The organism is Dokdonella sp., assembly GCF_049593775.1.
Classification (GTDB): Bacteria; Pseudomonadota; Gammaproteobacteria; order Xanthomonadales; family Rhodanobacteraceae; genus Dokdonella.
In genome coordinates this window covers 1-11,995 of record NZ_JBAWHJ010000344.1, presented here as the reverse complement: position 1 = coordinate 11,995, position 11,995 = coordinate 1, and the positions used below count along the sequence as shown (strand labels likewise).

10 protein-coding genes are annotated in these 11,995 nt (G+C 60.1%); 2 read left to right on the top strand and 8 right to left on the bottom strand.

Features of this window, described 5'->3' with window-relative positions:
• On the top strand, positions 1-2,104 hold a 2,104-nt coding region (locus tag WBP53_RS11985), incomplete at its 5' end, for an ABC transporter permease (RefSeq protein WP_423929219.1).
• A gap of 194 nt (positions 2,105-2,298) precedes the next feature.
• Positions 2,299-2,619 carry a PilZ domain-containing protein gene (locus WBP53_RS11980; protein WP_423929217.1) on the top strand — a complete coding sequence of 107 codons (321 nt, stop codon included), beginning with the start codon at positions 2,299-2,301 and terminating at the stop codon, positions 2,617-2,619.
• A gap of 60 nt (positions 2,620-2,679) precedes the next feature.
• On the opposite strand, the gene WBP53_RS11975 is transcribed toward WBP53_RS11980, so the two are convergent.
• From WBP53_RS11975 to WBP53_RS11940, 8 genes are all read right to left on the bottom strand, one after another.
• Complete coding sequence (locus WBP53_RS11975; RefSeq protein ID WP_423929215.1) at positions 2,680-3,633, bottom strand: glycosyltransferase family 2 protein; 954 nt, start codon at positions 3,631-3,633, stop codon at positions 2,680-2,682.
• Between the two features lie 363 nt (positions 3,634-3,996).
• On the bottom strand, positions 3,997-5,859 hold the full coding sequence (locus WBP53_RS11970; protein ID WP_423929213.1) for a hypothetical protein: 1,863 nt from the start codon (positions 5,857-5,859) through the stop codon (positions 3,997-3,999).
• 13 nt (positions 5,860-5,872) lie between these two features.
• Positions 5,873-6,763 carry a methyltransferase domain-containing protein gene (locus WBP53_RS11965; protein WP_423929211.1) on the bottom strand — a complete coding sequence of 297 codons (891 nt, stop codon included), beginning with the start codon at positions 6,761-6,763 and terminating at the stop codon, positions 5,873-5,875.
• Positions 6,756-7,946: an ABC transporter ATP-binding protein gene (locus WBP53_RS11960; protein WP_423929221.1), complete on the bottom strand. Its 1,191-nt coding sequence runs from the start codon at positions 7,944-7,946 to the stop codon at positions 6,756-6,758. The genes WBP53_RS11965 and WBP53_RS11960 overlap by 8 nt, the downstream gene beginning before the upstream one ends.
• A gap of 5 nt (positions 7,947-7,951) precedes the next feature.
• A complete protein-coding gene (locus WBP53_RS11955) occupies positions 7,952-8,722 on the bottom strand; it encodes an ABC transporter permease (protein WP_423929209.1) in 771 nt (256 codons plus the stop codon).
• A 198-nt stretch (positions 8,723-8,920) separates the two neighbouring features.
• On the bottom strand, positions 8,921-9,859 hold the full coding sequence (locus WBP53_RS11950) for a peptidylprolyl isomerase (protein WP_423929207.1): 939 nt from the start codon (positions 9,857-9,859) through the stop codon (positions 8,921-8,923).
• A gap of 335 nt (positions 9,860-10,194) precedes the next feature.
• Positions 10,195-11,256 (bottom strand): hypothetical protein, encoded by a 1,062-nt coding sequence (locus WBP53_RS11945; RefSeq protein ID WP_423929205.1) that lies wholly within the window; start codon positions 11,254-11,256, stop codon positions 10,195-10,197.
• Positions 11,257-11,525: 269 nt separating this feature from the next.
• A partial coding sequence (locus tag WBP53_RS11940; RefSeq protein WP_423929203.1) for a hypothetical protein occupies positions 11,526-11,995 on the bottom strand: 470 nt, incomplete at its 5' end.

Sequence of the window (11,995 nt, the reverse complement as noted above, 5' to 3'; positions counted from 1 at the left end):
GCGTACGGTATCCAGCCCGGCTCCCGGCACTGTGTTCGCCGATCGCGCCGTGCTCAATGCCCTGTCCAGCAAGGTAGGCGAATCCTTGCAACTGGGCGGACGCGATCTCGAGATCGCTGGCGAGATCATCAGCGCTCCGGGTGGCTCGGTTTTCCAGTTTGCACCGACCCTGCTGATGAACCGGGACGATGCCGAAGCCAGCGGCCTACTCGGTATCGGCAGCCGCGCGAGTTATCGCATTCTCGTTTCCGGAGATGCCGGCGACGTGCTGGCCTATGCCGACTGGGCCAAGGCCAACCTGCCTTCCGCGGCGCGCCTGACCACGGTTGCCGATGCCCAGGCCAATCTGCGCACCTCGTTCGAACGCGGAGAAAACTTCCTGCGCCTCGCGGCCTTGCTCGCGGCCCTGTTGGCCGGCATCGCCGTGGCCCTTGCCGCCCAGCGCTTCGCGCGGCGCAAGACTGACGAAGTTGCCCTGTTACGCTGTCTCGGTGCCAATCGCAGTGAAATCGTGCTCGCCCTGTCACTGGAACTGGCATTGCTGGCCCTTCCGGCTTGCGTGTTCGGCGCCTTGCTGGGCGTTGGCATGCAGCAGGTCGCTTTCCTGTTCGCTGGCGAGTTGCTCGGCGGCGCGACGCCGGCGCTGCCGCTCGCACCTGCGATGTCCGCCTTTGCAATCGGCCTTGCCGTATTGTTCGGATTCGCCATGCCGCCCCTGATGCGCCTGCGTGATGTTGAGCCCATGCGCGTATTCCGCAAGGATATTGAACCTCGTCTGCGCCGGTTCGACGCGCTGTACCTGCTGCCATTCGCGGTCGGCGGCCTGCTCATCCTGCTCGAAAGCGGATCCTCCCAGCTGGCAGGGGTGCTCGCCGCCGGCCTTGGCGCCGTGGCGCTGGCCACCTTGCTGGTCACTGTTCTGTCGCTGAAGGGAATTCGAGCGAGCTCACGAAGATTGCCAGGCGCGCTGCGCTTTGGCCTGGCCAACCTGAGCCGACGCAAGGCGCTGACCCTGATCCAGGTCGGCGCACTGGCGCTCAGCCTGACCGCACTGGACCTGCTGGCCGTCGTCGGCCCCTCTCTGCTCGATCGCTGGAGAGCAGATTTGCCCGAGGACACGCCAAACTATTTCGCCCTGAATTTGCAGAGCGACCAGAAGGAAGATTTCGAGCGTCGCCTCGGCGCACTGGGCGCGAGCAACCTGAGCTTGCTGCCGTTGGCCGCCGGCAAACTGGTCGCAATCAATGGCAAGCCGCTGGATGTTGCCGATTATGGCGACGACTCGCGCGCGGGCAACTGGATCGAAGGCGAAGTCCGCGTGTCATGGAGCGACGAACTGCCACCATCGAATCGAGTCGTTCTCGGTTCCTGGCCCGGAGCGGATCCTGAAACCGCGCAACTGTCCGTGGACGAAAGCTGGGTTGAGATGTTTCGACTCAATCTTGGCGACAGCATGACGCTTCGTTTCGGCGATTCCGAAATTACAGCTGTCATCAGCAGTGTCCGCGAGGTGGACTGGGATTCGTTCCGGGTCAATTTCTTCCTGATGCTTGACCCGATGCACGGGGCTGACCTGCCGCACAGCCTGATCTCGAGTTTCCACTTGCCGCCATCGCAAAGCGGACTGTCTGCACTCTCGCGCGAGTTGCCCAACCTGTCCCTGATCGATGTCAAATCCATCCTCGATCGCATTCGCGACATCATTGGTCGCGTTTCCTCTGCAGTCACCTGGGTGCTTGGGTTCAGCCTTGCTGCGGGCATCCTGGTCCTGCTCGCGGCGTTGGCCGCAACGGCCGAGGAACGTCGTTTCGAAATCGCCTTGCTGCGCACGCTGGGCGCCAATGGCGGGCAGTTGAATGCGGCGGTACTGGGTGAATTCGCCGCACTTGGTCTGCTCGCCGGCCTGGTCGCTGCCGCAGGTGCGGCAGGCACCGGGATTGCATTGGCACGCACCGTGTTCCGCATGCCGGACTATTGGCCACCGCTGCCCGAGCTCGGTGCCATCGCCGTGGTATCGGCCATCGTGGTCATGCTGGCAGGCCTGGCTGGCACACGCCGCATAGCTCGCACGCCGCCCATGCTGGTTCTGCGCCATGGCAACTGAATCCCGCATGCGCAATCCACGGCAACGGGACAGCAACGTGCAATAGGCCAGGGCGGCCCTGCGGTCGCCCTGATCATGCATGCAGGCAACGGGCGCTTCAGCGCGCCCTTCTCCGCGCAATGATGTGCATCATGCTGCGAACGGATGCAGCTTGCGCGCGGACAGCAGGGACGGCTATCTTGGAATCGATGAGTGTGAACGAGAAACGCCGCTTTCCGCGCCTGCCCATATTTTCGGCGGCGCTGATTACGCATTCTGGGAAAGGCTGGCTCAGCGAAGTCAGGGACCTTTCCCAAGGCGGAGCGCGCCTGGCCCGGCCACATCAATGGACACTGGGCGAAAGCCCCGACTGTCGGATCTATTTCATTTTTGACCAGGAAACGGTAATTGCCGTGGATGCACGCTGCGTGCGCGATGGCGACGATGATCTCGGCGTCGAATTCGTGCCAGGTCAGGAGGCCAGCGTCGACTCGCTGCTCTACGAGTCGCGCTTCCTCGACAAGGACGAGCCCTGACCGACCCAGGCCATGAGGCTCGCCGCGAACAACACCCCGTGCAGATACCGCCCGCTGGGATCAGGCTTTGCCGGCTCGGATCTGGCGCCAGCCATGGATCGGCGCATACAGCAGGAAATGCAGCCAGATTCCGCTCCAGACAACAGCCCGCAACAGCAGATTTCCAAATGCCGGATCGAAGCGCCTGAAGTAGCGCCACATGCCCCGATGCTTGTGGCGTGAAACGAAAAGCGGGCGACGACGGCTGGATCCGCCTTGCTCGTGGCGTACGGTTATGTCGGACACATACATGACATCGAACCCGGCGTCGCGCACACGCCGGCAAAGATCAAGATCTTCGCAATGCAGGAAATAGCTTTCGTCGAATCCGTCAACAGCGTTGAACACGGCACGCGGCAGAAACAGGCAGGCACCCGATACCGCATCGACAAACTCGGCTTCCTGGCGAATGGATGCCGGGGGCATGCTGATCCCGCCCATCGCCGGCCATCGACTCTCGAATCGCGCCAATCCGAGGAGTGAGCACAGGGCTCGCGACAAACTCGGATCCCTCCGGCGCGTGGCTTTTTCCACACCCCCGTTGCGATCAAGAACGCGTACGCCGAGTACGCCGGCATTCACAAGTCCGGCCGCAACCTCGCGCATGCGCCCTATCGTTGCATCCTGGACCAGGCAATCAGGATTCAAGAACAGGAGGCCGTCACCACGGGCCAATGCGGCGCCACGGTTGCACGCAGGTCCAAAGCCGATGTTGGCTGCTTGTTCCACGATGCGCAGGCGCGAGTCCCCGCCAAAGCGCTTCTCCAGTTCGGCAATGAGGCCATCTGTCGATGCATTGTCCACGACCAGCAGTTCGATCGGTGCCGTCGACGCAAGCACGCTGGCTACGCAATTGACGGCCAGCTCTCCACTGTCCGCGGTAACCACGACCACACTGGTCAAGCCGGGCTGGAGTTCGCCAGGCTTCACATCGAACACCGCATGAGGCGCGCAGCTGATCGCGTCACTGACCATTGACGGGTCCAAGGCGGGACGAGTCGCATGGGCAAAGCCTGCGGGCCGACAGGCAAAACGGCAATAGCCGACGGACGCCAATGAAGGCGGGCCCGGCAGTAACTCGGGGAGAGCAAGCTATGCATGAACGCTTTGGGCGTGAAGGCTCGCAACTTCGGGGCAGTCACATTGATCTCCCGCGACCGTATTGGTTGGTCGAGCCTGGGCTCCGGACACTGGAAACACTGGATAACATGATTGGGGCATCCGCATGGGCGGAACCGACAGCAGAGTGCGCAACGTCGCTTCATGCATGTCCGCCGCTCGGCAGCACCCTCGGATTGGAATCACCACCGCAGCCAAAAGGCGTCTGCCCGCCCCGGCTCAGAGTCCGCCGATCAGGCGCTCGCCCTGCCCGCGCGCTGCATCCCAGATGGCAGGCCAGTCACGCCAGGCCTGGGCCATGTCGAGAAGTTCTTCGCGCGCAGCATCCGCACAGCCCTGCTCGTCGATACCTTCACTCCAATCGGCAAGCCGCGGCGCACCCTGTTTCAGCAAGGCATTGCCGTTGTTGCGCACAATCTGGCGTACATCGGCCTGCCAATACACGGGCGCATCCGGCAGCAATTCAAACTGGTTTTGCAGACGCTCGACAATATCGGCACGGACAAAACCCAGATACTCATTAAGAGATGCAGCCATCGTTGCCGTGTCGGAATGGGCAAGATCAGCCGTCAGCTCGCCGAGCAGGTTCATCCGCCGCCGTGGATCATGGGCTTTCGCGCCACCGACCTGATTTGAAACATAGTCGCGCAGGAAATGATTGAATCGCGGCGTCAGCGGCGCCATGGTCACATCGGAGCGTTTGCGCGAGCTCTCCTGCGCGTGGCCAATCGCGGACGGCAAGTGCATGACCAGCGAGCCCGGATGGCAGTACTGCGTGGCGGCACTGGCCAGACCGTCTTCACCGCGACCATCCGGATTCGTGCACGGCAACATCTCACGGTTGTCGAACAGAAACGGCGAGAAATACGCCTGGGTTGCGGGCTTGGCTCGCAACCAGCCATACCAGAGGCTCTGCGCCTCGATATTGCGCAGATAGGCATCGCGATCCGCCCAGAACTCCGCACGACTTTCGGCATCGAGCTGGTACAGCCACAACGCGCTTTCGGCGCCCGAACTTCCGCAGGTTCCATTCAGCGAGTAGAGAATGCGCGAATCACCTCGGAGGTGCTCAAGCCGGCCGAGGTTGATGCCGCGGAGGCTCTCGCGATCAATACGGTAATCCGCCTGAGTAATCGTTGCGCCGAGCCGATTGCCGCAAACGGCAAGATGCTCCTCGAAGGGATCCTGTTCTTCTGCCTCGCCCGCATCGAGCGCATCATCGAGACGCCGATAGAATCGCGCCGATGCAGCCGATGCAGGATTCGGGTCCATGCCTGGACGCGTATCGGCATGTCGATGCAGCGGGAAGCGGAAATCTTCATCGAGCAAGGCAAACATGCGCCCGGCCGAAAGCAGCAACGCGATGTTCCAGGATCGACCACCGCCACCACGTCGGGTGCGCGGTCCTCGCTCAAGCAACCACTCCAGACTCGTCGCAGCATGTGGCACCGCCTTGGCCAGGCGCTGGCGCAGTTTTCCACGCTCGGCCGGCCCGACATAGCTGACAGGGTTACCTACCGCCCTCGCGAACTCGCGAAGCTGGTCGCGATTGCGGTCGCGGTTTTTTTCCTCGACCGAATCATCAAGCAGGACGATCGGCCTGGCCACCCGAAACTTGCGTTCGTAGTTTGCCAATGAATCGAGCAATGTCTGCAGCTGCTCTGGCCGGTCACAGGCACGGATGTAGATCGCGTGAAGACTGCGTGGCTCGGTTTCGACCGAGCGCTCGAGCCGGTTCAGGTAATCCTGGTCGGAAATGAGCAGGCCGGTCGATGCAAGGCCCTCAAGGCCTTTGCGAATCCGATCCTGCTGGGTCAGCCCCGGCACCACGGCGGTCACGCGCGCGACATGTTCGTCAATGCTGCGGAATTCGCGGCACTGGTCGAGCGACTGCAGCACATGATGGCTGAGTACGTGGCGTTCACCCGAGTCCCTCGCAATGAATGCGTACTCTTCGCTGGACAACGGGGCCACCATGGCATCAATGGCCGCGTACAACGGCGCATCGGAGGAGGCGTGCGTCGACGGGGTGGCATTCGGCAGGTTGCCGTAACTGATCTGGAATTCGGGGGTTGTGCTCATCGGTATTCTGGGTTCATCGTCGGCGCAACCAGCGCAGCCATTGTGACGGCGCCTTGGTCGCGGTGGAGTCGCGAAGCCGGTCAATCTCGGCTTCCAGTTCGGCGATTCGTGCGCCGGCGCTCATGTTCTTGCGAACCTCGCCATTGTAATGGGTATAGACCGACTCTTCGCGATCGCCGAACCAGGAGGTTGCCGGGAGCGAGGCTGGCAGTACCTGGCGGGAGCAGGCAGCAACGAAATACAGGGGTGCATAGTCCAGGCCGGGTGTAATCGACTTGCTGTCGCCTGTGGCCGTATAGGATGCATCGCCATGACCGGCACCATCCAAGGCCCAGAGGACAGACTGGAACAGAAGTTTCTGGCCGTACAGCCGAATCTGCGGAAAATGAGGGCTCAGAAGGGCCAGCAACTCGTCGCGATAGAGTTCGCGCACATGGAATTCATTGCGGAACCCGGAAACCTCACTATAGGCATGCTTGTCAGGCGATGAGATCAGGAGCACGCCATCCGGGGCCAGCGCCCTGGCAAATCCGGCCACCAGCTCCTCGTGTGCCTGCAAGTGCTCCAGCGTCTCGAAGGAGACGATGACATCAAAGTACGCGTCCGGAAATCCGAGGCTGGCGGCGTCGGATTGCTCGAAACGAAGATTCTTGCGATCTGCATAGGTTGATCGCGCATGTTTGATGGCTTGTGCGGAAATATCGACCCCCACGACCTCGGCCGCCGAGCTGGCCAGCAGATTGGAGCCATACCCTTCCCCGCAGGCCGCATCGAGTACGCGCTTGCCGCTGGCCAGCGGCAAGGCAAACGCATAGCGGTGCCAATGCTCGTACCAGATCTCGCGCACGCACTCGGGTGTGAAGCGCTCGCCGGTAAATTCCAGTTTGGCGCCCTTGTCAGTCAATCGACCTTTCCTTTGCATCAACCCAGCGATGGGCAAGTCGGACCATGCCGAACTCGCGCGTTTCACCTCGGACGGTCAGCCCCCGCTCTTCCGTATCAAACAGGCGTACACCTTCGGTGTCCAGCGCGTGTGCGAGAACATTGTAGCTGCCCGGCAAGAGACTGATATCCGAAAATTCGATTTCGGCGCTGAAGAACCCGCTTGAATCCTGCACCAGCGGCAGGGCTTCCATTTCCGAACTGACCCCGTACACGGGGGTTCCATCTGCCCGGGTGATACCGAAAAGGGCAACCGGTTCACGTCCGTCGCGGGATCGGATGCGCAACAGGATCCTGAGCGACTCACCCATCGACATGACGGTCGCCAGCTTGCCTTCCTGTCCGTTGATTTCGAGACTCTCGATTTCGAATTCGAGCCCGGAAGCCTTTGACTCCGCTTTCTGCGCCGTGGACTGCTTGCGCTCGTGCCAGGCCAGGTAGGCCTGGGTCACGTCAAATACATCGCCGTACTGCATGACACTTCCCTGGCTCAACCAGAGCGCATGGCGACACAGCTTCTGCACGTGGTACATGCTGTGGGAAACAAGCAGCAGGGTGCCGCCCTCGGCCAGATAGCCTTCCATCCAGCGCACGCACTTTTTCTGGAACGATTCGTCACCCACGGCCAGTACTTCATCCGTGATCAGAAGATCCGGCTTCAACGATGCAATGATCGCGAAGCCCAGGCGAACCACCATGCCCGATGAATAGTGCTTGACCGGCTCATCGATGTAGTTGCCAATGTCAGCGAAGTGTACGATTTCCTGCATTCGGGAATCGAGTTCATCGCGCGACAAGCCATGCAGGGCTCCGGCCATGGCGACGTTGTCCCGCCCGGTATATTCGGGGTGGAAACCGGCGCCAAGCTCGAGCAATGCACCTACCTTGCCGAACACCTGGACACTGCCAGCGGTAGGCGTCAACACGCCTGTTATCAACTTGAGAAGAGTGGACTTCCCCGCGCCGTTTTCCCCGACAACGGCGATCGACTCACCGCGCCTGACGCCAAGGTCGACATCGCGAACCACATATTGCGAATCGGCATCCGTGGCCCCACGCAGCAATCTTCCAAGCGCTCGCATGCGATCGGCCGAGCGGTGCGCCTTGGGGTATGCCTTGCCAAGTCCGGCAGCCTGCACCAGCATTTCGTTCACAGGAAGTCCTCGAAGTGAGGATCAAGCCGTTTGAAAACCCAGTGCCCGATGAACAGCGTCACCGACGCTATGAGGATGGCAATCAGCAAGGAGGTCCATGGAAACGACCCATGGCCGAGCAGGATGCTGCGAAAACCTTCTGCGTAGAAAGTGTACGGATTGAGATCCAGCCATCCCCGATACTGCTCGGGCAAGTTGGCCCGGTCGTAAAAAATGGGCGCGGCAAACATCATCAGCATGAGCAATTGTCCGAGCATCTGCGCCAGATCACGCACGAAGACCTGCAGCGAAGCGAAGAGCAACGCAACACCAAAGGTGTACGCAAACATCGGAACATACAGAAGCAGGGCAATCGGCAGGTTCTGTAGTTGCACACCCTGGCCAGCGACCGCCAGCGCAACCAGGATGGCGATGAAACCACCACCGTGCAGCATGAAACTGGCACTGCATGGGGCGAGGATCAGCAATTCACGCGGCAGCGCCACCTTGCCGATCAGGGCCGCATTGTCCTGGATTGCCGTGGTTGATCGGACAACGGCATCGGAAAAGGCAACCCAGGGCCACATTGCGACCACTAGAAACGGCACATAGCCGGGCGCATCCGCACCCGGAACGCGTGCTTTGAAAATCTGCACGAAAACAAACGCGTAGATCGCCAGTTGCAGCAATGGCTGAAGCAGCGCCCAACCGAATCCCGTGAAGCTGCCACGGTATCGTTCACGCAACTCCCGCCAGATGAAATGTGTTGCAAGAGTCGCCTGACTCATCGCATCGCTTCCCCGTTGATCAGGCCCACCAGGAATGGCCAGACCTGAACAATGCCGTCACCAGACAATCCCGACTGGTGCGGATGATCGTGTTTCATCGACTGGACGTCGACGATGAGGCCAGTAGCCGGGCCGAATTTAGACCCTGTCGTGCATCTGTTGCCTGCACGACTCTACTGACCCGTATCAAACGAGAGCTCAATTGCCGGACTTGTCGCCGACTGCCTGCACTTCCGATTCCGGCAGGTAGCGCGTACGCAGAGAGGCCACGACCTCAGGCACCGCCTCGATTTCAATACCCTTCAGGCTATCCACGTGTTCCTGGACACGGGCATCGCGCATCGTGCCTTCCAGTTCACCAATGATCTTTTCCTTGACCTGATCGAAGCTGCGGGGCTTCGAGGGCATGCGCTGGACAAGGACAATCACGTGATAGCCGAACTGTGTCTTGACCACACGCGATATTTCGCCGGTGGTCTTCAGATCCTTGACGGCTGCGGCAAATGCCGGATCAAGGCCATCGGATTCGGCATTCGGAATCAGGCCTTCGTTGCTTTCCTTTGACGGATCATCGGAATACTCCTTGACCAGAACGACAAAGTCGCTGCCAGCTACGGCCTTTGCATGTACTTCCTTGGCCAGTTCGAGAGCGTCTTCCTCGGACCGGGACTTGGTGTCGACAAGGATATGGCGCACGGAGGCAGATCCAGGAATGGCATAGGCGTCCGGATTGACCATGTAGCGCTCGCGCGCGAGTTCCTCTACATCGCCAAGGTCCATGCTGGTGCGATAGGCAATCAAACGCTGCTCACCAAGCATCCGATAGCGTTGCAGGGCCACCGCCTGTTGAAAGACTGCATTGTCATCCAGGCCCAGCTCCTGGCCTTCCAGCGCCAGTTGCTGATTGATCAGCAAGCCTTCGATCAACTCCTCGATGCGCTTTGGATTATTCATGACGTTGGCACGTAGCCGAGCGGGTACGCCCAGTAATGCAGCGTCGACGTCGAGCATCGTTACAACGGCATCGCCGCGCTTTGCCACGACAGTTTCAGGCGGATACTTGTCTTGCGCGTTGGCGCTCGACGCGAAGAGTATCAGGGCAACTGCTGGCAGCAGCATGCGAACGAAAGTATGCACTGTGGAGCTCTCCATTGGGTATTTCGAACAAGCCACCACGGGATCATGGCAAGTGGTGGCAAAGGGCTTGCGAACGGACTGCGCAGTCAAATGAAAGACGCGCTGGTTTGACTGCGCGATCAAGCTTTGGTTCACGAATCCTTTCCTGGCGGTGATGGGCCTTGCCAGTGAATCCGGCAAACGCCTGGCTGCCGAAGACAAGGCACTTCCCCTGCACACCCGCCGTCCAACGAAGATGGTTGCGTTGTGGCTCAAAGCAATACGACGCCGGAGGCCGGCGTCGTATCTTTTGAAGCACTATTGCAGATCAACGAATCCCTTCTACCCTGCCAGGATCAAGGGTTTTGGCCCTGCCTGTTGACCTTCGGGGAACACTGCGAACTCGGACAGGTGGTCGTCGTCAGGTTCGGGAAAGACGCATTGATCAGGTTCAGATAGTACGTGTTACCCGGGATGAGCTGGCACCTGGCCGTGCTGCCTGCGTTAATTTCGAAATTGAGGTTCGACTGCTTGCCCACAATATGACATGCCAGATTGTTCGGGAAGTTCGGGTCACTTGCGAACTGACCAGGGCATGGTGCGATTGATGCCAGCGTATACGCATTGCCCGGAATTACCAGCAGGGATCCCACGTATGGCGGCACGGTCCAGAGAGTATTGCTCGGGGCGCGGAACTTGAAGGAAATATACTTGTTCCGCTGCAGGCCGATCTGCACATTGGTCGGGTTGTCCCCGGGGAATCCGTATCCGACGTTGTCTGGGTTGCCCGTAGGATAGGTGTTCAAGGCAGTACCAAATACTGACGTGTACTCGGTGAAATCAAGGCCGCTTCCCGGATAGAGCCCACCAGTTACGGTACCGGTCAACTGGCGCATTTCTGGTGTGAGGCCATAGGTGTTGGAAAGTTCGGAAACGCTCTGGCAGAAGTTCACCTGCGGCGTCGTACCGTGCAACACTGTCACCGACGGCGAGGAATTGATATTCCTTCGCTCGGAGACCAGGTTTGCGTTGGTCTGATCCTGATAAGTGCACTTCGCCTTGAATGTAATGCTTCCATCCAGGCTTGCCGAGGGATTCTGCACGGCAACAGCGCGCCCAACGGTCGGGCCGCAATTCGCAGGACCGCAGAGGGCATTTGTCCAGCCTGAGGTTATGTTGACATTGGTGGATATGTAGCTATCCGGCACGCAGGTCACGCCCGGCGTCGTTGTCGACAAGCCCGTATTGAGGATCAGGTTGACACCGCCCACCCCATCGACTCCGCCACCAACGGTAGTCGGCCCGGTTACGCTCAGTGAGGCATTGTTTGCCAACGCGCCGACTGGCGACGGATAGCAATTGAAGTCCGCACCAAGATCAATGGATACATTTCCCGTCGCCGGGTCGATATTCAGCATCGATCCGGTCATGGCGCACTGGGTCACCGACAGACGTTTGACCGTAACCGGGAAGTTGGCGGCTGTACTGGTTGCTGGCGCTAGAAATACGGCGAGGAGACCAATTGCTCCGACGGCACCCAGTATGGAATTTTTCATATGTTCAAACACTGCGGAATCTCTCACGACTCGAGGGGTAGGACGAAGCATAGACCCTCGGACCTTAAAAAAAAAGAAAGCCCCGCTTTCGCGGGGCTCTCCATACTCTTGAAACCTGACTCAGATCACAATCAGGAGCAAGCGAGCGGAGCAGTCGGGGTACCGGCTGCGCAGCTGCGTGAACCCTTGTGCTTGAACAGGCCGGAGTAGTTGGCCAGCTTGCCAGGGGTCACATTGGCATTGACGAAGTTCTGAACAGCGAAGCCGGTAGCCGGCAGACCGCTGAACACTTCGCCTTCGGTCGAAGCCGAGAGCGTATGCGGCTCGGACGTCGGGTTCAGGCCAAGACGCATCCAGCCGTCGGTCAGGAAGTCGGCGCGGACGTCAACGTTCGAAGCGAGCTTGGAACCAAGCAGCGGCGAGGTCGAGTCAGCAGCGAAATCAGCTGCACGCTGGAACGAGATGATCTGAGCTTCGTACGACAGAACCGGCGGATCGAAGGTGTCGTCATCGCAAGGCGAGAAGCAGACACCGCAGTTCGGGTTGTCAGCATCGGAGCCCGTGCACGAACCCGGGGAAGCCTCTTCACGGTTGAACGGGA